17 protein-coding genes are annotated in these 22,555 nt (G+C 71.9%); 6 read left to right on the top strand and 11 right to left on the bottom strand.

Annotated features, from left to right (window positions below; genetic code table 11):
- Positions 1-55: 55 nt before the first annotated feature.
- The gene (locus tag HA039_RS11665; RefSeq protein WP_167027752.1) at positions 56-1,723 is read right to left on the bottom strand and encodes a fumarate hydratase; all 1,668 of its coding nucleotides are present in this window, start codon (positions 1,721-1,723) and stop codon (positions 56-58) included.
- A gap of 185 nt (positions 1,724-1,908) precedes the next feature.
- Here HA039_RS11665 and HA039_RS11660 point away from each other — a divergent pair, with 185 nt between their 5' ends.
- Together HA039_RS11660 and HA039_RS11655 are read left to right on the top strand one after the other, a co-directional pair.
- Positions 1,909-2,589 carry a DUF1707 SHOCT-like domain-containing protein gene (locus HA039_RS11660; protein ID WP_167027749.1) on the top strand — a complete coding sequence of 227 codons (681 nt, stop codon included), beginning with the start codon at positions 1,909-1,911 and terminating at the stop codon, positions 2,587-2,589.
- A 184-nt stretch (positions 2,590-2,773) separates the two neighbouring features.
- Positions 2,774-3,148 carry a WhiB family transcriptional regulator gene (locus HA039_RS11655; protein ID WP_167027746.1) on the top strand — a complete coding sequence of 125 codons (375 nt, stop codon included), beginning with the start codon at positions 2,774-2,776 and terminating at the stop codon, positions 3,146-3,148.
- 109 nt (positions 3,149-3,257) lie between these two features.
- Here HA039_RS11655 and glpX read toward each other — a convergent pair whose 3' ends face one another.
- Positions 3,258-4,289, bottom strand: a complete 1,032-nt coding sequence (glpX, locus tag HA039_RS11650) for a class II fructose-bisphosphatase (protein ID WP_167027743.1) — start codon at positions 4,287-4,289, stop codon at positions 3,258-3,260.
- A gap of 124 nt (positions 4,290-4,413) precedes the next feature.
- Here glpX and HA039_RS11645 point away from each other — a divergent pair, with 124 nt between their 5' ends.
- Complete coding sequence (locus HA039_RS11645) at positions 4,414-4,944, top strand: DUF4245 domain-containing protein (protein ID WP_167027740.1); 531 nt, start codon at positions 4,414-4,416, stop codon at positions 4,942-4,944.
- A 711-nt stretch (positions 4,945-5,655) separates the two neighbouring features.
- On the opposite strand, the gene HA039_RS11640 is transcribed toward HA039_RS11645, so the two are convergent.
- The 3 genes from HA039_RS11640 to HA039_RS11630 form a co-directional block, all read right to left on the bottom strand.
- A complete protein-coding gene (locus HA039_RS11640; RefSeq protein ID WP_425086332.1) occupies positions 5,656-5,889 on the bottom strand; it encodes an exodeoxyribonuclease VII small subunit in 234 nt (77 codons plus the stop codon).
- A 141-nt stretch (positions 5,890-6,030) separates the two neighbouring features.
- The gene (gene xseA, locus HA039_RS11635) at positions 6,031-7,239 is read right to left on the bottom strand and encodes an exodeoxyribonuclease VII large subunit (RefSeq protein WP_167027734.1); all 1,209 of its coding nucleotides are present in this window, start codon (positions 7,237-7,239) and stop codon (positions 6,031-6,033) included.
- A gap of 1,132 nt (positions 7,240-8,371) precedes the next feature.
- On the bottom strand, positions 8,372-9,847 hold the full coding sequence (locus tag HA039_RS11630) for an APC family permease (protein ID WP_167027731.1): 1,476 nt from the start codon (positions 9,845-9,847) through the stop codon (positions 8,372-8,374).
- A gap of 94 nt (positions 9,848-9,941) precedes the next feature.
- Between HA039_RS11630 and HA039_RS11625 the strand changes: the two genes are divergently transcribed.
- Both HA039_RS11625 and ppgK read left to right on the top strand, forming a co-directional pair.
- Positions 9,942-10,970 (top strand): 4-hydroxy-3-methylbut-2-enyl diphosphate reductase, encoded by a 1,029-nt coding sequence (locus tag HA039_RS11625; RefSeq protein ID WP_167027728.1) that lies wholly within the window; start codon positions 9,942-9,944, stop codon positions 10,968-10,970.
- 144 nt (positions 10,971-11,114) lie between these two features.
- Complete coding sequence (gene ppgK, locus HA039_RS11620) at positions 11,115-11,852, top strand: polyphosphate--glucose phosphotransferase (protein WP_167027725.1); 738 nt, start codon at positions 11,115-11,117, stop codon at positions 11,850-11,852.
- Between the two features lie 110 nt (positions 11,853-11,962).
- Here the strand turns inward: ppgK and HA039_RS11615 are convergent, their stop codons facing one another.
- The gene (locus tag HA039_RS11615) at positions 11,963-12,589 is read right to left on the bottom strand and encodes a DUF6542 domain-containing protein (RefSeq protein WP_167027722.1); all 627 of its coding nucleotides are present in this window, start codon (positions 12,587-12,589) and stop codon (positions 11,963-11,965) included.
- A 205-nt stretch (positions 12,590-12,794) separates the two neighbouring features.
- Here HA039_RS11615 and ychF point away from each other — a divergent pair, with 205 nt between their 5' ends.
- Positions 12,795-13,883 (top strand): redox-regulated ATPase YchF, encoded by a 1,089-nt coding sequence (ychF, locus tag HA039_RS11610; protein ID WP_167027719.1) that lies wholly within the window; start codon positions 12,795-12,797, stop codon positions 13,881-13,883.
- 71 nt (positions 13,884-13,954) lie between these two features.
- On the opposite strand, the gene HA039_RS11605 is transcribed toward ychF, so the two are convergent.
- From HA039_RS11605 to HA039_RS11585, 5 genes are all read right to left on the bottom strand, one after another.
- Entirely contained in the window at positions 13,955-15,316 is a 1,362-nt protein-coding gene (locus tag HA039_RS11605) for a hypothetical protein (protein WP_167027716.1), read from the bottom strand.
- A complete protein-coding gene (locus HA039_RS11600) occupies positions 15,316-17,289 on the bottom strand; it encodes a hypothetical protein (RefSeq protein WP_167027713.1) in 1,974 nt (657 codons plus the stop codon). Before HA039_RS11600 ends, HA039_RS11605 begins: the two co-directional genes overlap by 1 nt.
- The gene (locus tag HA039_RS11595) at positions 17,286-18,092 is read right to left on the bottom strand and encodes a toll/interleukin-1 receptor domain-containing protein (protein ID WP_167027710.1); all 807 of its coding nucleotides are present in this window, start codon (positions 18,090-18,092) and stop codon (positions 17,286-17,288) included. The genes HA039_RS11600 and HA039_RS11595 overlap by 4 nt, the downstream gene beginning before the upstream one ends.
- Positions 18,093-18,414: 322 nt before the next feature.
- Entirely contained in the window at positions 18,415-19,659 is a 1,245-nt protein-coding gene (locus HA039_RS11590) for a helix-turn-helix domain-containing protein (RefSeq protein WP_167027708.1), read from the bottom strand.
- A 200-nt stretch (positions 19,660-19,859) separates the two neighbouring features.
- A complete protein-coding gene (locus tag HA039_RS11585) occupies positions 19,860-22,523 on the bottom strand; it encodes a glycosyl hydrolase family 65 domain-containing protein (RefSeq protein WP_167027704.1) in 2,664 nt (887 codons plus the stop codon).
- Positions 22,524-22,555: the final 32 nt, after the last annotated feature.

Below are 22,555 nucleotides of genomic sequence, written 5' to 3'. Positions count from 1 at the left end.
GCCGGTGGGGTGGGACCGGTGGGGTGGGACCGGTGGGTGGGACCGGCCCCACGGGTCAGGCCAGGCCGGGGCCGCGCACCGGGATGCTGGTGAAGGTCGGCGCGGGGGCAGGCTCGGTGAAGAAGTCGTTCCCCTTGTCGTCCACGACGATGAACGCCGGGAAGTCCTCCACCTCGATCCGCCAGACCGCCTCCATGCCCAGCTCCTCGTACTCGACGACCTCGACCTTCTTGATGCAGTCCTGCGCGAGGCGCGCCGCCGGGCCGCCGATCGAGCCGAGGTAGAAGCCGCCGTGCGTGCCGCACGCGTCGGTGACCTGCTTCGAGCGGTTGCCCTTGGCGAGCATGACCTTCGAACCGCCGGCCGCCTGGAACTGCTCGACGTAACTGTCCATCCGCCCGGCCGTCGTCGGGCCGAACGAACCGGACGCGTACCCCTCGGGGGTCTTCGCCGGGCCCGCGTAGTAGACGGGGTGGTCCTTCAGGTACGACGGCATCTCCTCGCCCGCGTCCAGCCGCTCCTTGATCTTCGCGTGCGCGATGTCGCGCGCCACGACCAGCGGTCCGGTGAGCGAGAGCCGGGTCTTGACCGGGTAGTCGGTCAGCTCGGCGAGGATGTCGTCCATCGGCCGGTTGAGGTCGATCCGTACGACGTCCCCCGCCTCGTCCAGGTGCTCGTCGGTGGTGTCGGGCAGGAAGCGCGCCGGGTCGGTCTCCAGCTGCTCCAGGAACACGCCCTCGGCGGTGATCTTCGCGAGGGCCTGGCGGTCCGCCGAGCAGGAGACGGCGATCGCGACGGGCAGCGAGGCGCCGTGGCGGGGGAGCCGTACCACCCGGACGTCGTGGCAGAAGTACTTCCCGCCGAACTGCGCGCCGATCCCGATGCGCTGGGTCAGCTCGAAGACCTTCTGCTCCAGGTCCTTGTCGCGGAAGCCGTGGCCCGTGGGCGACCCCTCGGCGGGCAGCTCGTCCAGGTAGTGCGCGGACGCGTACTTGGCGGTCTTGAGGGCGAACTCGGCGGACGTGCCGCCGACGACGATCGCCAGGTGGTACGGCGGGCACGCGGCCGTCCCCAGCGAACGGATCTTCTCCTCCAGGAACTTCATCATGGAGGCCTCGTTGAGGACCGCCTTCGTCTCCTGGTAGAGGAACGACTTGTTGGCGGAGCCGCCGCCCTTCGCCATGAAGAGGAACTTGTACGCGCCGCCGTCGGTCGCGTACAGCTCGATCTGCGCGGGCAGGTTCGAGCCGGTGTTCTTCTCCTCCCACATGGTGAGCGGAGCCATCTGCGAGTAGCGCAGGTTGAGCTTGGTGTACGCGTCGTAGACGCCGTGCGACAGGGCCTCCTCGTCGCCGCCCCGGGTCAGGACGTGCTGCCCGCGCTTGCCCATCACGATCGCCGTGCCGGTGTCCTGGCACATGGGGAGCACGCCGGCCGCCGCGATGTTCGCGTTCTTGAGCAGGTCGAGCGCGACGAACTTGTCGTTGGAGGAGGCCTCGGGGTCGTCCACGATGCGGCGCAGCTGGGCGAGATGGGCCGGGCGCAGGTAGTGCGAGATGTCGTGCATGGCCTCGGCGGCGAGGGTGCGCAGCGCCTCGGGCTCGACGGTGAGGAACGTACGACCGTCGGCCTCGAAGGTGGAGACACCTTCGGCGGTCACCAGGCGGTACGGCGTGGTGTCCTCTCCCAGGGGGAGCAGATCGGAGTACACAAACTCTGGCATTACGGCCATTCCTCACTCGACAGGCAGCGGCGCGGCCTCCATTGGCCGCGCGAACCCCAGCGTAGGCGGCCGGGCGGCCCCGGCGCCGGTGAGGTCCGCCTCACGAAGCGCTCCCGGCGGCGCCTCCGTATCGCCTCGCGGACTGCCTCTGGTCGCGATCTATCGCGTTTCGCTACCCTGAGGGCGTGGACCTCGAAAAGCACCCCCAGAAGCCGGTCGCGCCGGCGGAGCCCGCGGGCATCCGGGCCTCCGACGCCGACCGAGACCGGATCGCGGACATCCTCCGGGAGGCGCTGGCGGAGGGGCGTCTGGACGCCGAGGAGCACGCAGACCGGATCGATTCCGTCTACCGGGCCAAGACCCTGGGCGAACTGCAGCCGCTGGTACGGGACTTGCCCGCGGCCGGCACGGGGGGCGCCACCGGCTCCGCGACCGCGGGGGGCCCGGCGTACGGATACGGCCCCGACGACCCGACGGCGCCCACCGAGAGCCTCGTCGCGGTGTTCAGCAGCTCGACCCGCAAGGGCCGCTGGCGCATCGGCCGGAGCACGCGCGTCTTCGCGCTCTTCGGGAATGTGGAGATCGATCTCACGGAAGCGCTCTTCGGCCAGCGGACAACCGTGATCAACGCGACGTCCATTTTCGGCAACGTCGAGGTCCGCGTCCCCGAGAACATCTCCCTGCGCGGCAGTGGCACCGGTGTCTTCGGCAACTTCGAGGTGGTCACGCTGGAGGCCGCCGATCCCGAGGCGCCGGTGGTCGTCGTGAACGGCTACTCGGTGTTCGGCAACATCGAGGCCAAGCCCAAGCGCGGCAAGTGGATCACCGACCTGCACCGGCGGGCACGCAAGCACCTCGGGTACTGACGGGCCGCGCCCGCCGGGGCGGTGTTTTCCCGCCAAAGGTGTCCTGTTGTGGTTACGCGTCCGGAATTCCGCACTCGGTTCCGGACTCCGGAACAGGGTGCCACGCAGTGCATAGCGGCGCGCACAGCGGGTAAGGACAGCTGCATCGTCTCTCGCTCGCGAAGCCGTCGTCAGGAGTAGACCCGTGCCGCATCCGCCGCATCAGCCCCTGCAGGTCGCCGCCGTACCCTCCCAGCGGAGTCCCGCCCGGGAGGATCAGGCAGGCCCCTGGCACTCGGAGGCGGTATGCCGCCGGGACGAAGCCGGGTTGTTCTTCGCCCCTTCCAAGGAGCCGACCGCCTCACGGCTGTCGCGTGAGGAGTCCGCCAAGCGCGTGTGTGGCCGCTGTCCGGTCATGGTCGAGTGCCGGGAGCACGCGCTGCTCCAGCCCGAGCCGTACGGCGTGTGGGGCGGCCTCACCGCCGCCGAGCGCCGCGTGGTGCTCGCGCGCCGCAGGCGCCGTGAGGTGGAGCTGAGGACGGCCGCGGCGGCGAACGGCCCCATCGCGGCCGCGGGCTGACCGCGGCCCGTATCCGTACCCGTACCTGCTTCTCGCACTTGTACGCCGGAAGGGGCGCCCTGCCGCACACGCGGGGCGCCCCTTCCGTACGGCCGGTACTCCGGCTTCCCTACTTCGCGCGGTCGAAGTCGATGGCGCTGTAGGCGCGCAGCTTCGACAGCCGGTGCGTCGAGTCGATCTGCCGGATCGTGCCGGACTTGGAGCGCATGACCAGCGACTGCGTCGTCGCGGTCTCCGAGCGGTAGCGCACCCCGCGCAGCAGCTCGCCGTCCGTGATGCCTGTCGCGACGAAGAAGACGTTGTCGCCGCTCACCAGGTCGTCGGTGGACAGGACCCGGTCCAGGTCGTGGCCCGCGTCGACCGCGCGCCGGCGCTCCTCGTCGTCCTTGGGCCACAACTTGCCCTGGATGACACCGCCGAGGCACTTGATGGCGCACGCCGAGATGATGCCCTCGGGGGTCCCGCCGATGCCCAGCAGCAGGTCGACCCCCGTACCGTCGCGCGCGGCCATGATCGAACCGGCCACGTCGCCGTCCGAGATGAACTTGATCATGGCGCCGGTCTCGCGGATCTCCCGCACGATCGTGTCGTGGCGCGGGCGGTCGAGCACCACGACCGTGAGGTCCTCGGGTGAGACGTGCTTGGCCTTCGCGACGCGGCGGATGTTGACCGACACGGGCGCGTTGATGTCGACGAAGTCGGCGGCCTCGGGGCCGGTCACCAGCTTGTCCATGTAGAAGACGGCGGACGGGTCGAACATCGCGCCCCGGTCGGCGGCGGCCAGCACGGCGATGGCGTTCGGCATGCCCTTGGCGTTCAGGGTGGTGCCGTCGATGGGGTCCACGGCGATGTCGACCTCGGCGCCGGTGCCGTCGCCGACGTGCTCCCCGTTGAACAGCATCGGGGCTTCGTCCTTCTCGCCCTCGCCGATGACGACCACGCCGTTCATGGACACCGTCGAGACGAGCGTGCGCATCGCGTTCACCGCGGCGCCGTCGGCGCCGTTCTTGTCGCCGCGCCCGACCCACCGGCCGGCCGCCATGGCGGCCGCCTCGGTGACCCGGACCAGCTCCAGCGCCAGGTTGCGGTCGGGGGCTTCGGGAGACACTTCCAGCGGGGGCGGCAGCTGACTGTCGGACATCGGAGCGCACCTTTCTGTGCGGTGACGACCGGAAAAGAGGGTGATACGACTCTATCCGTACCTCGCCAGATTGAGCAGTGGGGCCCACGGATGAGCGGCAGGGGCGTGATGCGACGATGGGGCCGTGGCAGAGAAGCGAGGCAGACAGTCCGTACGGGACATGTTCCTGTCGATGGTCGTCATCGGCGCGGTGGTCGCCGTGATCTACGTGTTCATCCCGCACGACGAGAAGGGCGACCCCGTCCCGGCGGTCGACTACCGCGTCGAGCTGCTCACGGCGCGGCGCGCGGCCCCGTACCCGGTGATGGCGCCGACGGGCCTGCCAGCCGGCTGGAAGCCCACGTCGGTCTCGTACGAGCGGCGGAACGCGGACGCGTGGCACCTCGGCTACCTCGACCCGGACGGGGAGTACGTCGCCGTGGAGCAGTCCACGATGCCGGCGGGGAAGTACGTTGCGGGCGTCACGCAGCAGGCCGCGGACACCGGGAAGACCCAGCGGGTGGCCGGCGAGACGTGGCAGCGCTGGGACGGGCCCAAGTACGACGCGCTGGTCCGTACGGAGGGCAGTGCGACGACGGTGGTCACGGGCACGGCGTCGTACGAACGCCTGGCCCAGATGGCAGCAGCCCTGGGAACGGCCCCGGCGGCGAGCTGAGGTGACCGCTGCGGCGGCGGTCGGGGGCTGCCTCCTTGAGGCCGGTCCGCCCACCTGACCGCCCTCGGCCAAGGCCCCTTCGCGGCGGACAGCCCAACCTCCTCGGGCCGCCCCCTCGCGCCCGACCGCCCCGCCCGCCCGGACGTACCTCTCGGATCGGCCCCAGGCGGTCGCCGCCCGAGCCGCCCGGACGCTTTTCGCGTGTCCGACCGCCCCAGCCGCCCGGACGCTTTTCGCGTGTCCGACCGCCCCACCCGCCCGGACGCTCTTCGCGTGTCCGACCGCCCCAGCCACCCGGACGTACCTCTCGGATAGGCCCCATGCGGGCGCCGCCCCAGCCGCTCGGACACTCTTCGCGTGGCCGACGGCCCCAGCCGCCCGGACGTACCTCTCGGATCGGCCCCAGGCGGTCGCCGCCCCAGCCGCTCGGACGCTCTTCGCGTGTCCGACCGCCTCAGCCGCCCGGACGTTTCCCTTCGGATCGGCCCTTCGTGCCCGCAGTCCGGCCCGCCTGGTCGCCCTTCTTGTGGCGCGCCGCCGCCTGCCCGGCAGGTACGTCCGACCCGGGCTGATCCCCTGGGGCGGATGCGCGGCAGCACCCGCCGGCTCCCACGGCCCGGGCGAAGGTGGCCCCGGGGTGCGCCCCGGCCCGGCGCGCCGCAAGGCCCGCTCAGTCGTGGGCGGAGCCCGCTCGGCTCTCGGCCGATCCGCTCAGTCCTCGGACGGCTCGGAGCCCTTGGTGTCGTCCGCGAGGGACGCGTCCAGGCGGGCGCGGGCGCCCTCCAGCCAGTGGCGGCACACCTTCGCCAGCTCCTCGCCCCGCTCCCAGAGCGCCAGCGAGTCCTCCAGCGTCGTCCCGCCCGCCTCCAGCCGGCGCACGACCTCGATCAACTCGTCCCGCGCCTGCTCGTAGCCGAGCCCGGCCTTCTCATCCGTCGTCGCCATGCGATCCATCCTCCATACGGTGGAACAAGTCGAGCGTTCGGTGCCGCCGAGACCGGCGGCGAACGCGGTACGGGCGGCACCCGCCGCGTGGGCAACTTGGGCCGAGCCCGCCACGCCCCTCGCCCAGGGCGGCCTTCACGGTCACTCCACGACCCGCACCGCGAAGTCCCCGTTCGCCACCCGCGCCCGCAACTCCTCGGCCGCCGTGACGTCCTCGGGGGAGCGGACGACCGACCCGTCGGAGCGCTGGAGCACCGCGTACCCCCGTTCCAGCGTCGCGGCCGGCGACAGCGCCACCACCCGCGCGCGGGTGTGCGACAGCTCCGAGTCCGCGCGGTCCAGCAGATGCCGCAGCACCCGCCGGGACCGGTCCGCCAGCGCGTCCACCTCTGCGGCGCGCTCCGTGACCATCCGCCGCGGCCGCTCCATCACGGGCCGCCCGAGCGCGTGCGCGAGCCCCCGCTCCTCCCGGTCGAGCAGCCCCCGTACCGTCCGCAGCGCCCGGTCCCGCAGCGCCTGCACCCGGTCCAGCTCCTCGCCGACGTCCGGCACGACCTTCTTCGCCGCGTCCGTCGGCGTCGACGCCCGTACGTCCGCCACCAGGTCGAGCAGCGGGGAGTCCGGCTCGTGCCCGATCGCGGAGACGACCGGCGTCCGGCACGCGGCCACCGCCCGTACCAACTGCTCGTCCGAGAACGGCAGCAGGTCCTCCACGCTCCCGCCGCCCCGCGCCACGACGATCACGTCGACCTCCGGGAGCGCGTCCAGCTCCTCGACCGCCTGCACGACCTGCGCCACCGCGTTCACCCCCTGCACCGCGGTGTTGCGCACCTCGAAGCGGACGGCTGGCCAGCGCCGCCGCGCGTTCTCCAGCACGTCCCGCTCGGCCGCCGACGCCCGGCCGCAGACCAGGCCGATCAGCTGCGGCAGGAACGGCAGCGGCTTCTTGCGGTCGGCCGCGAACAACCCCTCCGCGCCCAGCGCCTGCTTCAACCGCTCCAGCCGCACCAGCAGTTCACCGATGCCGACCGGCCGTATCTCCGTCGCCCGCAGCGACAGCTGCCCCCGCGGCGCGTACCACTCCGGCTTCGCCTGCACCACGACCCGCGCGCCCTCGGACACCACGTCCGCGATCGCGTCGAACACCTGGCGGTAGCACGTCACACCCACCGAGATGTCGTACGACGGGTCCCGCAGCGTCAGGAAGACGACCCCCGCGCCCGGTCTGCGCGAGAGCTGCGTGATCTGGCCCTCGACCCAGACGGCCCCGAGCCGGTCGATCCACCCACCGATGAGCCGCGACACCTCACCGACGGGCAGCGGGGCGTCCGCGGACGTGTTGAGAGCCATGCACAGGAGCGTATAGGCCCCCACCGACATCCCACCCCGCCCACCACCACCCCGCCGAGCCGCACCCGCAGCCGCGCCATCCGCCGCGCCCCTACCACGCCCGCCAGCCGCGGCCCCCGCCGTTCCTGCGCCGGCGTGCCCGTAGCCGCGCCCCCGACGTGCCCCGCCGCGCTTGCGATCGCGCCCACCCGGCGTGCCCCCCGCCATGCCCGCAGCCGCGCCCCCCTGCGCCCCAGCCTGCCCACCGCCGCCCCTCCCTGCAGCCGATCAGACCGCGCCCCGCCGCGCCCGCTGCCGTGTCCCCGTCGCGCCGGCCTCGCCCCGCCGATCAGTCCGCGCCCCCGCGCCCGTCACCGCGCCGCCCGCCGTGCCCGCGCCCACCCGGCGTGACCCCGCAAAGCGCGCACCCCCCAAGCCTGCAGCCGCACCCACCCGGCCTGCCCCGTCACCCCCGCAGCCGCGCCCCTCCACGCCCCCGGCCCGCCCACCGCAGCCCGCGCACCGCAGCCCGTCCATGCTGCCGATCAGACCGCGCGCCGCTGCGCCCCCTACGCAGTGCCCGCAGCCGTGCGTGCGACTTTGACCCCCGTCGCCCGCCCCGCCCGCTGCCCCGCCCGCCCGGCGTGTCCCCGCTGCCCTTCGCGCCCCCACTCCACCCGCCGGCCACCCCTGCTGCCGTTCAGACCGCCCCCCGCCGTGCCCCCGCCGCGCGTACGGCCGTGCCCGTGCCCCGCGCCGTGCCCGCCCGGCTGGCCCCCGCAGTGTCTTGCGCCCGCGCCGTACCCGCAGCTGCGCCCCTCCGTGCCCCCGTCCCTGCTGCCTACCAGACCGCGCCCTGCCGAGCCCGCCGCCGTGTCCCCTCCGTTCCGTACCCTCCGTGCCCGCCCGGCCCCGCCCCGCCGATCAGCCCGTGCCCCGGCCCGCAGCCGCACCGCCCTCCGTGCCCCCCGCTGCCCCGCCCGGAGTGCCCCCTCCGTACCTGCGGCCGCGCCCCCGGCCGCCAGGCCCGCAACCGCGCGCCAGGCCCGCAGCCACACCCACGCTGAGCCCGCAGCCGCCCCCCCGGCCAAGCCCGCAGCCGCACGCCCCCGCCAAGCCCGCAGCCGCGCACCCCCGCAGCCGCGCACCCCCCTCACCCCGACGCCACCCGCCCCCGCCCCTGACCACGCCCCCGCCCCCGCTGCACCACCAGCACCAACAACCCCACCGCCAACCAGATCGCCCCCACCACCTGCGCCGTTCCCGAGGCCTCCACGATCACCGCGACCAGGATCGCCGCCCCCACCACCGGCAGCACCACGTGCGCGAACCATCGCGGCGCCCCCTCCGCGCGCCGTACCGCGAACCACCCGACCACCGACGCGTGCAGCAGCACGAACGCCGACAGCGCCCCGATGTTGACCACCGACACCAGCTTGTCCAGGCCGTCGCCCCGCTGCGCCGCCCACACCGCCGCCCCCAGCGTCACCACGGCCGCCAGCAGCAGCGCCACGCGCGGCACGCCCGAGTCCGTACGGGACAGCCCGCGCGGCAGCCGCCGCTCCCGGCCCATCGCGAACAGCAGCCGCCCCGCCGCCGCCTGCCCCGCCAGCGCCGCGAACGCCGCCCCGATCGCCTTGCTCGCCGCCACCAGGTCGTGCAGCCACGTACCGACCGCCGAATCCACCGCGTCGTAGAACGCCGTGCCCTGCGCCGCCGGATCGGCCGCCAGCCGCGCCGACCCCACCGGCTCCAGCAGCGCCACCAGATACGTCTGCGCGACGAACAGCACCCCCGCGAGCACCAGGCAGAACAGCACCGCCCGCGCCACCTTCCGCGAGCCGCCCGTCACCTCCTCGGCGAACGAGGCGATCGCGTCGAAGCCCAGGTACGAGAGCACCGCGACCGACACCGCCCCGACGACCGCCGCCAGCGAGAACCCCCGGTCACTCGTGAACGGCGTCGACCAGCCCCGCGTCGCCCCGTCCTGGACGAGCACGACGATCGCCGCCACCACGAACACCAGCAGCACCACGATCTCCAGCGTGAGCACCGCCAGGCCGACGCGCGCCGCCGCCCGTACCCCCCACAGGTTGAGCAGCGTCGTCACCACGACGGCGATCGACGTCCACACCCACCGGTCCACGGACGGGACCAGCGCCTCCATCGCGATCCCCGCGAAGAGGTACGCCACGGCCGGGATCAGCAGGTAGTCGAGCATCGCCATCCACCCGGCGATGAACCCCGGCCCCTCCCCGAGCCCCTTGCGCGCGTAGTTGAAGACCGACCCGGCCTGCGGGGCCACCCGGATCATCTGGGCGTAGCTGAACGCGGTGAACGCCATGGCGACGGTCGCCACCACGTACACGAGTGCCACCGCCCCGTGGGACTTCGCGTCGAGCGTCCCGAACACCCCGACGGGGGCCATCGGGGCGATGAACAGCAGCCCGTACACGACGAGGTCCCGGAATCCGAGCGTCCGCCGCAGTTTCCCCTCGGCCGGCGCGACCGGCTCGCGCAGACTCTCCGGCCCACCACCCCACACCGGCCCACCGTCCCCCAGCCCCGCGTCCCCCGGCCGCCCGTCCTCGCCGCCGCCGGTGTCGCCGGTGCCGCCGGTGCCGCCCATCGGGTCCTCCGTCCATCACATACCGTCACGTACGCCCAGTCTTGTGTCCACAGGCGACCCCCCGCCTGTTCTGGGCGGCCTTACGATGGGACGCATGACTGACACGTCCCGCCCGTCGCCCGCCGCCACCCCCAGTGGAGACGCCGCGCGCCGCGCCGGCAAACGCGTCCTGCTCGCCGCCCCCCGCGGTTACTGCGCGGGGGTGGACCGTGCCGTGATCGCCGTCGAGAAGGCGCTGGAGCAGTACGGCGCGCCCGTCTACGTCCGGCACGAGATCGTCCACAACAAGTACGTCGTACGGACCCTGGAGAAGAAGGGCGCCATCTTCGTCGAGGAGACGGCGGAGGTCCCCGAGGGATCGATCGTCATGTTCTCCGCGCACGGCGTCGCGCCGGTCGTCCACGAGGAGGCGGCGCAGCGCAAGCTCGCCACCATCGACGCGACCTGCCCCCTCGTCACGAAGGTCCACAAGGAAGCCGTCCGCTTCGCGAACGAGGACTACGACATCCTCCTCATCGGCCACGACGGCCACGAGGAGGTCATCGGCACGTCGGGCGAGGCCCCGGACCACATCACGCTGGTCGACGGCCCCGACGACGTGGACAACGTCGAGGTCCGCGACGAGTCGAAGATCGTCTGGCTGTCGCAGACCACGCTCTCCGTGGACGAGACGATGGAGACGGTCGACCGGCTCAAGGAGAAGTTCCCGCTGCTGATCTCGCCGCCCAGCGACGACATCTGCTACGCGACGCAGAACCGCCAGATCGCCGTCAAGCAGATGGGCGCGGACGCGGACCTGGTCATTGTCGTCGGCTCCAAGAACTCGTCCAACTCCGTCCGTTTGGTCGAGGTCGCCCTCGGCGCCGGGGCGCGCGCCTCGTACCTGGTGGACGAGGCCGCCGAGATCGACGAGGCCTGGCTGGAAGGGGTCACCACGGTCGGTCTCACGTCGGGGGCGTCCGTTCCCGAGGTGCTCGTCGAAGGCGTCCTGGAGTTCCTGTCGCAGCGTGGTTTCGAGGACGTCGAGATCGTGAAGGCGGCCGAGGAGTCGATCGTGTTCTCGCTGCCGAAGGAGCTGCGGCGCGACCTGCGGGCGGAGGCGGCGGCGCTCGCGGCGAAGTGAGCCCGCTTCCCGCTTCCGGCTTCCCCCCTCCCTGTTCCGTACGCCCGTTCGGGGAGTCCGTACGTACGGCCGGTCGCCGGGTCCGTACGTACGGTCGAGGGGTAACGGCGCGCGTGGCGGTCGTCTGCCCGTAACGTTGTGTCCATGAACGTCTTCGGAGTGGACATCGGCGGCTCGGGGATCAAGGGCGCGCCCGTGGACCTGGAGCGCGGCGACCTGGTCGAACCGCGTCACAAAGTACTCACCCCGCACCCCGCGACGCCCGAGAGCGTCGCGGACGGCGTGGTCGAGGTCGTACGGCACTTCGGGTGGTCCGGGCCGGTCGGCATCACCTTCCCCGGGGTGGTCACCGGTTCCGTGATCCGTACGGCCGCCAACGTGGACAAGAAGTGGATCGACGTCGACGCGGGCCAGCTGCTCGGCGACAAGCTGAACCTCCGGGTGACCGTCCTCAACGACGCCGACGCGGCCGGGGTCGCGGAGATGGCCTTCGGCGCCGGGCGGGGCCGCAAGGGCACGGTCTTCCTGCTGACGTTCGGTACGGGCATCGGCAGCGCGCTCTTCGCGGACGGCAAGTTGGTGCCCAACACCGAGCTGGGCCACCTGGAGCTGCACGGCCACGACGCGGAGAAGCACGCGTCGACGAAGGCCAAGGAGGACGAGGACCTGAGCTGGCACCACTGGGCGCACCGGGTCCAGAAGTACCTGGCGCACGTGGAGATGCTGTTCTCGCCCGAGCTGTTCATCATCGGTGGCGGGGTGAGCCGTAAGGCGGAGAAGTTCATTCCGCTGATCGAGGGCATCAAGGCCGAGATCGTCCCGGCGGAGCTCCAGAACAACGCGGGGATCGTGGGCGCGGCGATGGCGGCGGCGGGCAGGTAGGCGGTACGGCGGGGCCGTACCGTCCGGCGGGGTCGTACCGTCCGTACGGGCAGCTGCTCGTACGGGGCGGCTGCTCGTACGGGTCAGCTGACCGTACGCGGCAGGTGTTCCTACCCGCGCGGTACGGCCCCGCGAGGCCCGGCGGCCGCTCGCGCGCCCCCTTGCGGGGGGCGCCCGGCCCGGTTCGCGGCGGCGGCGGCCACGTCGCGGGCGAGCTGGCGGCGCCCCATCTGGCGGATCTTGCGCACGGACGCGATGAGGCCCGCGACGAGCGTCCCGCCGTACAGCCAGCCCGCGTGCACGGCCAGCGCGGTCACGACGGCCATGACGTTCCCACCGAACCCCCCCGTACCGCCGGCGATCGTGGTCGTGCCGACGGCGAAGGCGATGGGTACGCCGATCGGGGCGGTCACGAGGTCGGCCTCCCGCACCCAGAGCGCGGTCACGGCGCTGACCAGCAGGAACATGAAGCCGTAGAGGAACGGCGCCCCGTCGAACAGCAGCTCGTCCACAAACCCGACGAACAGCATGACGGCGGTGGCGAACAGCCCCGCGCCGATCCCGGTGAACCGGGGATTGGGCAGACCGCGCAGCCGGACGATCACCGGCGGCACCCGGCGCACCGGCGCGGGTGGCACCCGGTGGACGCTCGCGGCCTCCGCGACGGCGCCCCGGGGCGAAGGCGGTGTCCCCGGCCTGATCCGGCGCTGGGGCTGACGTGTCCTGTGCTGGTCCACCCGACCAACGTAGGTGGCAGAGGGGGACGAATCCGGCACAGGACACGCGCTTGGGGCGAGCTTGGCGTTGCGTTCGAGGCGTACGGGCGTGTCGTGGGCCGCCCCGAACCCGTCATCGACCGCCGGACACCGCCCGTAAACTGGGCAACCACTCACCACCCGCTCTCCACCCACCCGCTCCCCCTCTCTCCAGGAAGTCGCCAACGTGTCGCTCACGATCGGAATCGTCGGCCTGCCGAATGTCGGCAAGTCGACCCTGTTCAACGCCCTGACCAAGAACGACGTGCTGGCGGCCAACTACCCGTTCGCCACCATCGAGCCGAACGTCGGGGTGGTCGGCGTACCCGACCCGCGCCTGACCAAGCTCGCCGAGGTCTTCAGCTCGCAGAAGGTCCTCCCGGCGACGGTCGACTTCGTGGACATCGCGGGCATCGTGCGCGGCGCCTCGGAGGGCGAGGGCCTGGGCAACAAGTTCCTGGCGAACATCCGCGAGTCCGACGCGATCTGCCAGGTCATCCGCGCCTTCAAGGACGAGAACGTGGTCCATGTCGACGGCAAGGTCTCGCCCAAGGACGACATCGAGACGATCAACACCGAGCTGATCCTCGCCGACCTCCAGACGGTCGAGAAGGTCCTCCCGCGCCTCCAGCGCGAGTCGCGCATCAAGAAGGACGTCCTGCCGAAGGTCAAGGCCATCGAGGAGGCGCAGGCGATCCTGGAGAAGGGCGAGACGCTGTTCTCGGCGGGCCTGGTCCAGGGCACGGAGAAGGCGGAACCCCTCCACGACCTGCACCTCCTCACCGCCAAGCCGTTCCTCTACGTCTTCAACGTGGACGAGGAGGAGCTGACGGACGACACCTTCAAGGACACCCAGCGCGCCCTGGTCGCCCCCGCCGAGGCCATCTTCCTCAACGCGAAGCTGGAGTCCGACCTCGCGGAACTGGACGACGACGAGGCCCTGGAACTCCTCCAGTCGGTGGGCCAGGAAGAACCGGGCCTGGCCACCCTCGCCCACGTCGGCTTCCGCACCCTGGGCCTCCAGACCTACCTGACGGCCGGCCCCAAGGAATCCCGCGCCTGGACGATCAAGAAGGGCGCCACGGCCCCCGAAGCGGCCGGCGTGATCCACACGGACTTCCAGAAGGGCTTCATCAAGGCGGAGGTCATCTCCTTCGACGACCTGATCGAAACAGGCTCAGTAGCCGAAGCCCGAGCAGCCGGCAAGGCCCGCATGGAGGGCAAGGAGTACGTCATGCAGGACGGCGACGTGGTGGAGTTCCGCTTCAACGTCTGAGCGGATGATTACCGCACTCTGGTTCATGTCGAGTTGGGGGCCGACTCCTTCGGGAGTCGGCCCCTTTCGGATCAGCTTCCAGCCTCGTTGTCCTCGTCCCCTGTACGGGGCCCGGCGGATCGGTGCCGGTTTTGCGAGGCGTTCCAGAAGTGCGGAGGTGTGAGGTTGTCCCCGGTCGTGCTGTACCAGCTCTGGGTCTGTTCGTTCGCGTCGCTCCGCGTCGCCCCCGGAGTGAACGGGCCCGTGTCCGGGTCCGCATTCGGTTCCGCGGCAGTGTCGGCGGGCGGCGAGCCGTCGGGCCTCGGGGAGCGCGGTGGCCAGGGTCCTGTGTTGTCCTGTTCGCCCGAAAGCCTTTCCTCCGGTCCTTCGTCACCGCCCCCGTCGGACACCAGGAGAACGATCCGCCGGATCTCGTCGGCGGCCTCTCGCAGTCCGGCCGCATCCAGGCTCCGCACCACACGGTGCACGAATACCGTGTACTCGTCCATGTCCGGCTTCAGGCCCACCGCCGCCAGTAGCAGAAGCAGCCGATCCGAAACCCCTACTTCCTCCTCGCGGTCGAACATCGCCCCTCCCCGGCCGGGCCTGTCGTCCCACAGCGGGTTTCCGGCGGTCTCTTCGCTCGGCACGCCCACGGGCGGGACGAGCAGGTGGCGGAAGAGCTCCGGCACCTCTTCGTCGTTGGCCGCCGCCGCGATCTGGGCGAGCGGGCCGATCATGCCGACCGCCTTGTCGATCTCGTTCTCGTGACGGGCCAGCCACCACACCACCGCGCTGCCCGCGCTCTTGAGGACATCGTCACCTAGGTAGCGCCGCTTGTTGCGCTCGTGCTCGCGCTCGTACTCCCAGATCTCCTCGTCCTTGCGTAGGTCGTTCAACTTCCGCAGTCGCTCGCGGTCGGCGGGGGCGAGGGTCAGCGCCACGTCAGCCGCCAGGGCGTTCACCCGTCCGCTCCGGTCCGGGAGAAGGACGCCCAACTCACCCTCCAGGAGATACCGGGCGAAGCTCGCCCGCCCGGGCTCTTCGCGGCGGACGACCTCCAAGGCCCGGCTCACGACCGAAGACACGGCGAGGGCGGGGGAGGCGTCGTCGGACCGGTTGGCGTGCTCAGGGACCGGCTTCCACCACACGGTTGCGGAGAAGAGGAAGTCGTAGCCGTCCGCCGCGCTGGGCAAAGCCGCGTCGATCACCCGCGTCTCTTGATACGGCTGCTCCGTCGGGGGCCTGGGGGGCTCGGGTTCCCCGGGCTCGTACGGGTCGGCCGCCGCGCTGCTGCCGCTGAGGACCGTCACGACGAGCAGCAGGGAGCCCGAGGTCGTCACCATGGCCATGAATCCCCAGAGCCACGCCGACCAGTGCAGGAGATTTCCGAGCACAGCCGGTGCGAGGCCGCAGAGAGCGACAAACAGCAGGATGGGAAAGCGGTGTTTCATCAGGCCTCTTCCGTGGTCCGTGGTCCGGCGTCCGTATGCTCCGTACTCGTGCGGGCGTACTGCGCGTGGTCGATGTGCTGCCAGAAGAGGTCGGCGACCGCTGCATGGGACGGGTGGCGCGTCTGCAGTGCCCAGTCGCACGTGATGGCGTAGAGGCGGTGGAGAGCGGCCGCGCGGCCGTGTGTCGCCCTGACCATCACGTCCAGCGCCATTTCCTGTGTGCTGTCATCCGAAACCGCGTGCAGCCAGCTCCTCACCAGCGGGTTCCAGAGTTCCGTCGGAGGCTGGGAGAAGACCGTCGACCAGCCGAGGAACAAGTCCGGCCACCGCAACGGGTCCGGTACCCGGTCCCTTCCCAACAGCTCGGTGAGCAGGAGGAGATGAGGCTCCGCCTTGCCCGGCTTCCCGCCCGTCCCCTCCCGCAGGCGGTCGATCAGCAGCCGGTAGAGCCGACGGTCCCGGCCGGCGAGGCCGAGAAGTGCCTCCCGGGCCGCGCGCGCGGCCTCCCCCTCGCGTACGGCGAGGTGGTGGAGCCGCACCATCGCCTGATCCGGGTGCGTCGCGCCGAGGCTCTGGAGACAGGCGGCGGTCAGGACGCGGACGAGACCGTCCGACAAAGGCCCGGATTTCACGCAGTCGTACATCCGCCTGCGGAACCAACCCCCGAGCCTCTCGTGGCTGAGCCCGAGTTCGAGGGCCGCCACGGCTCGCGGGTCGCAGGAAGTCCCGGTCGCACTGTCCGCCCAGCGGACCACCAGGTCGAAGAGGTGGTCGGGCCGCCCGACCGCGAGGGACCGCTCGCCGAAGCGGACTACGACGTTCACCCGCTCGTCGGTGGTCAGACCGCGAAGCCCGGCGGCACGGCCGATCCAGTCCCTGAGGTCGTCGCGCATCCCCGGGAAGTTCGCCCAGAAGTAGGTCCGTACCGCGTCGGCGTAGGCCAGCCGTTCGAAGCGGAGGCGTTCGTCCGGGTCCCGCCCGATGCCGAGCGCCGTCAATCGCTCCCCGAAGTCCGTCCGCGCGAGCTCGGTCGTCGCCTCCTCCTTGTGTCGCACCGTTCCCATCAGGCCCTGCCACGCCTCGTAGACGGTGTCGGCACCGGCCTCCTCGAACATCGCCGTCGCGAGCAGCAGGGCGCGTTCGGGCGCGGCGCGGACCGTGGCCACCTGCCGGCCCACCTCACCGGCACGATCGGTCACCGCCCGTATCGCCTGGTCGAGCCAGTCCTTGAAGTCGGCGCCGAATCGGCCGCTGTCGCGAGCGGTCCTCACCAACCCCGCGAGCTGGGCCAGTTCACGCATGGGAGAGCGGTCGCACAAGCGCTGGAGGTCGGCGCTCCCCAGCTCGGCCGCGCGGAAGGCCATCCGGTCCATGCGGAGATACCGGGTGACGACGGTAATGCCTCGGGGGCGCCCCAGCGTCACCGCATGCGGTTGGAGGTCGGGCGCGTGGGCATGCGTCATGCCCGACGGCAGGACGACGACCAGGTGGGCGCCCGCCTCGTGGATCTGTGAGCGGCTCACGGCCAGGCGGATCTGGGCCCTGGCGTAAGTCTCCTCGTCCGTGATCCCGGAGAGGTCGAGGAGGAAGCGATCCCCTTCGTTCGCGGCGAGCGGTGTCTCTTCCTTGTCCGCGGGAAGCTCCTCGAACCGGGCTTCCTCATCGGCTGCTCCGTCCTCGCCGAGGTCGTGCAGCAGCATGATCGCCGCGGCGCGGCGGCCGCTTCCTGGCGGAGCCTCCAGCAGCACTACCGATCCGGGTTTCTCCAGGCGGTCGGCGGCGATGCGGTAGCCCCTCGGCGGAACGAAGCGGTCGGCCAGGCGCTCCCGGTCCTCGCGGACGATCCGGAGGGACTCAACCCCTTTGCGGATCATCCAGTCCGCGCCGGCGCCGTAGAAGATGTACTGCGGCCCCATGCCGTTGTTCACCGGGCCACGCGGGTCGTTGACGGTGACGCGATCCTGCTCGGTCATCGTTCGTCGTCCGAGCGACGGTGCTCGCGCTCGAAGCGCTGGTGGACCGTACCGCTGTTGTCGCCTGCCGTGAACTGGACGCCGGTGTTGTCCCCTTGGAAGTGAGGGGCGTTGTACTGGGGTCCTTGACCGGTGTTGACAGGACCCTGCGGCTCGTTGACGAAGGTGCCCGACAGGTCCCCGTTCAGATTCCCGATGCCGCCGCGCACCCGCTGCTCGACGTCGCGGCTCCGCATCCTGGTGTGCCCGACGTCCTTTCCGGACTTCTTCCGGGACTTCGCCTCCGCCCGCTCCCGAGCTGTACGGGCGTCTCGGTCTGCCGCGCCCAGTTCGGGCAGCAGCCGGGCGAGGGCATCGCCGAGCCCCGCCAGGTCCGACTCGGCGTTGCGGTGGTCGAACCGTCTGTACTGGCAGTCCGCCAGCTCCCGTAGGTCGTCGGGGAGGACGGTGCGGTCGATCCTTGTGGCCTTTCCGACGAGTACGGGGATCACCAGAATCCCGCGTTCGAGCGCGGTCCGGATCTCCCGCCGGGTCCAGTCCTGTTCGCTCTGCAGGGCGGGGCGGCCGTCGGCGCCCTGTACTTCCGCCCAGCGCGGGCCGATCACGGCGAGGAGCGCGTCGCACTGCTCCACCGCCTTGACCAGTTCCTCCGGGAAGCGGCGTCCGAGCTTGATCGAATTGCTGGCGAAGAAGATCCGCTCGTTGTCCCGCTCGTCGTCGAACCGTCTGGCGAGCTCCCGAGCGATCATGGTCGCTGCGGATTCCTCGTCTCCTGTGCGGTAGTTGACAAAGACGTCAGGCATGAAGGCTCCTTCGTGAGAGGGAAGAACGGAAGACGGGTTGAACGGGTACCGGCGCGGGAGAAAGGGGGACGGGGCTCCGGAGCCGGTCCGTCCAGGGCATGACGCTCCGCCCCTGTGGCGGCGCGGCGTGCGTCCAGGGGAGTGGGTGAGGGAGGTGCGCGGGTCGTCGTGTCACCAGGTGTGGGCAGCGCCGAGAAGGGGGCGCGCGGTGACGCGTCGGGCTGGGGTCAGAGGGTGCGACGTGGAGCGTGCGACAGGGAGGGGCCGGGCAGTCCGGCGAGCAGGATGGCTCGAGCTGTGTCTGTCGGTCGTGTTGCCGCTGTCAGTCGTGCGCCGGGGCGAGCACCCGTGCCAGCGCCGGTTGCAGGTCGCGTACGGCCCGGCTGCTCCGGAACCGGGAAAGTTCCCGCGCGAGACGCCGGACGTCGCTGTTCACTGTGGCTGAAGGCACGGCCGGCATCACCCCGAGGAGTTCGCCCGCGATCGTGCACGCGTGCTCCACCTCGCCTGAGGCGGCGTGGGCCAAGGACCTGCGGAAGCCGTACCGGGTGCGGGTTCGCAGCGCGTGCGGCGGGAGGCGGTGGCACTCCCGGTCGAGCACCTCGGCGGCGGCCTTGGGGCGGCCGAGGTCGTGCAGGCACCAGCCGGTCGTCATCGCGGCCGGATCGCTCACGTGGGTGGTGCCGATCACAGGTTCGGCGCCGTGGACGGCGTCGTCGCTGTCGAGGAGTTCCCGCGCCCTGTCGAGGCTGCGCAGGCATTCCCGTTCGTCGCCGACCAGTGCGTGTCCCTGCGCTTCCCGCTGGGCAGCGAGTCCCCTGACGCGTGGCGGGAGTTCGTCGCTCTGGGCCCGGCGGGCCAGCGCGACGGTGCCCGCGGCGTCCCCACCGTAGAGCGTGACCAGGGCGCGTCGCACGAGTGCGTAGGAACCGAGGTGTGTATCGCCCCCGGCGCGTGCCAGTTCGGCGGCCTGACCGGTCCAGCCGAGCGCCGCGCCGTTGTCCCCGGATTCCTGGGCCATCCAGCCGGTGAACTCCGCGAATCGCGACGCGAGCAGGAGGGCGGGGGCCCGAGTGGTGGCCGGGGTGTCCACGGCCAGCCCGACGACTGTGTGTGTCTGTGCCTCCAGCAGAGGAAGCAGGAGCTTCGGCGAAGTGGACTGACCGAGCATGCGTAGCTGGTCGAACTGCGCACGGAGGGAGGGGAGAAGGGGGTGGACGTCGGAGGACGGCTGGCCGCCGAGTTTCAGCCCGAGGTCGATCAGCGCTCCCGTACCCGCCGCGAGAACCGTCCGGCGCCCGACGAGCCAGAGGCTCGGGACGGTGAGGCTTTCGCCGGTGTCCGGGTCGGCCTCGGGACGGACGACCAGACGTTGCAACTCGCCATGCGCGCCAAGGAAGGCGTCGCACCGCTGGGCGAGTTCGGGGGAGGCGGAACGCTCCCCCCGCTCGACCTTGCTGAGATATCCCTTGTCGTAGTTCAGCGCCACGGAGAACTCAGTCAGACTGAGCCCCGCTTCCTGTCGCAAACGGCGAAGTTCGGGGCCGAAACCTAAAGTCGCACTCATCGTTGCCCTCCTCTTGGACAGCGACCGCGAGGGCCGTGCGCTCTCGCGGGTACCTTCCGTTCGACGTTCACCCACCGATACGAAGGCCGACGATGAACACCCTTTGTGACGAGGCTGTTTCGCTTCGTATCCGAGAGTGAGTCTGGCACGAGGTGTGCCTCAGGAATCGGGGATCGGCGGGGTTGCCTGTTGCCTCTTCCTCATCGACGTGCGGTGCGGGTAACGGTCAGTTCCTGGACGCCTGTTCCGGTCGACTGCGCCGACGGGTTCCGGCTCAGTGTCAGGCGGACGTGTCGCGCCCGCACACCGGGACGAAGTGGGTGCCAGTGGGTGGCGTCTGTGGACGTTTCCAGTTGGTAGGGGGGTGGGGTGGGGGTGGTCCAGTGGGGGGTGATCGTCGCGATCTTCGTCGGGTGGGGGAGGGCCACCGTCAGGGTGGCTGTGTTCGTGGTGGGGAGCCAGGAGGTGGCTCGGGCGCCGTCCACTGCCGCGTGTGCGTAGTGGCCTGGTTCCTCCGAGGTGGCTGTTGTTCGTTGGCAGCGGGCCGCGTTGGTGGTGGGGGTGCGGTCCGGGCGGCGGGTGGGGAGGGTGACGGTGGAGGTGAGGAGGGTGGGGCCTGTGGGGGTGTGGAGGGTGAACGGGGGGCCTGAGGTCAGGCGTACCTTCGTCTCCTCGGCGCCGATGTGGACGTCGTACGTACGGTCCCGCCAGCGCAGGCCCCGTAGCGTGACCCCGGGCGCCAGTTGGGGCGGCAGCGTCGGGTCGAGTCGTACGCCGTCCTCCCGCAGCCGCAGGCCCGTCAGGCCGTGGGTGAAGACCTGGAGGAAGCCGCCCTTCCCGGTGAGGAAGTCCTGCGCGGGGGAGCCGGCCAGGGGGTCGTCCGCGCCCGCCTTCGCGCCCTTGGCCTCGGAGAAGAGCGCGAAGGGGCCGCGTACGAAGGGGCGGATCGCGCGCTGGAGGTACGTGTACGCCGCGCAGCCCGGCTCCCCGATCGCCGCCGCGTCGATCGCGTGGACCGAGTCCGTCATCGCCGGACCGTCCGGGTCGGTCCGTGCGGCGTAGTAGTCGAGCGTCGCCGCGGCCGCCCCCGCAGGCATCGGCCACTCCAGGGGGTACGTCAGGAGGACGGCGTCCGCCTGCTTGATCCGCGTACCGGTGTAGCCCGCGTACTGGAGGTAGATCTTCCGCTTCGCGTCGTACGGGATACGGATACGGTCGGCGATCTCCGTCCAGCGCGCGGGCGCGTCCGCCCCGACCAGCGCGGCGGCGCGGGTGGCGGCGCGCAGCGCGGTCGCCGCGCCCGCGTTGGTGAAGACCCCGTCCGTGACGCCGTTGCTGTACTCGTCCGGGCCCGCCACCTCCTTCACCGAGTAGCCGCCGTCGTCGTCGGCGGTGACCCGCGACGCCCAGAACTCCGCGCTCCCCTTCAGCAGCGGCCACCCGCGCTCGCGCAGCCACGCGCGGTCGCCGGTCGCCAGGTAGTACTGCCACACCGCCAGCGCGATGTCCCCCTGGAGGTGGTTCTGCGTCACGCAGTGCGGCGGGTTCCAGCTCTGGCACTCGGTCCACACATCCCCGCGCCCGGCGCCGGTCCAGGGGTGGAAGAGGCCCTTGAAGCCGAGCTTCACCGCGTTCGCGGCGGCGCCCGCGCGCGTGCGGTAGCGGTACTCGACGACGGAACGGGCCAGTTCCGGGCGGGTGACGAGCAGCCCCGGGAACATCCAGGTCTCGGCGTCCCAGAACACCAGCCCCGCGTAGTTGTCACTGCTCAGCCCGGTCGGCGCGACGCTGTCCGAGCCTCCGGCGCGCGTGCTCGTCAGCAGGCCGTACTGGGCGGCGCGCAGCCACGCCTGGAGGTCCGGCTGCCCGGGTACGGAGACGTCGGCGTCCCAGAGAGGCGCCCAGGCGGCCGCGTTGGCGGCGAAGAGGCCCTGCCAGCCCCGCGCGGCCGCCCGCCGGGACGCGGCGCGGGCGGCGGCGCGGGGGTCGGGCGAGGTGAGGGCGGTGTCGACGCCGACGTACTTCACCACCGTGTACGTACGGTCCTCCTCGACGCGCACCGGTCCGCGCACGTCCGGGCGCAGCGTCGTCGCGACGGCGCCGGCCGTGCCGGTGCCGCGCGCGCGGAACGTCTCCGTCCGCTCGCCGTCGTTCGCGTCCGCCGCCCCCGTCCGGCTGATCCGCCGCGCCCCGCGCCAGTCCAGCCCGGCCGCGATGCCCGCCTCGCCGCTCCACCGCGGGGTCAGCCGCAGCCGTACGGCGCCCGCGTGCGGGTCGGAGCGGTCGGTGAGGATCTCGTACGTCAGGTCCGTGACGCGCCCGTCGGCCGTGGTCCAGCGCAGCGCCGTACGGACCACTCCGCAGCGCAGCAGGACGCTCTGGCGGTAGCGGGAGACGCGGCTTTCCGGGCCCAGGGTCTCGCCGCCGATCCGTACGTCCAGGGTCGTCCAGGTCGGCAGGGCGGCGAGGACGTGGCGGTCGGCGGTGGTGGCGGGCTCGTGCGCGTACAGGCCGGCGGCGAAGGCGCCGTCGTACCGGGGCGTGAACAGCGGCCAGCCCGTGGCGCCGCCGCGCTCGTCGTACCCGGCGCCGAGGGGCGGGACGCGGGTCCCCAGGTAGCCGTTGCCGGTGTAGGCGTGGTGGCTGTCGGCGGGATCGGGGAGGCGGGTGGCGGTGGGGGCCCAGCCGGGGTCCGCCTCCCGGCCGCAGGGGGCGGCGGGGACGGCAGGGGCGGTGGGGTCGGCCGGTACCGCGTCCGTGGACGTGGCCGGTCGCGCAGCCCCCGCGTACGAGACCGGCGGTACGGCGGCGAGGAGGGCGCCCGCCACGAGGGGCGCGACGAGGTACGTACGCGAGAGGCTCACCGTACGACCGTATGAACGCCAGGGCGGGGTGG

Source organism: Streptomyces liangshanensis, assembly GCF_011694815.1.
In the GTDB taxonomy this organism is placed as follows: Bacteria; Actinomycetota; Actinomycetes; order Streptomycetales; family Streptomycetaceae; genus Streptomyces; species Streptomyces liangshanensis.
Note: the sequence above shows the minus strand (reverse complement) of the source record. Positions and strands in the feature narration are given on the sequence as shown.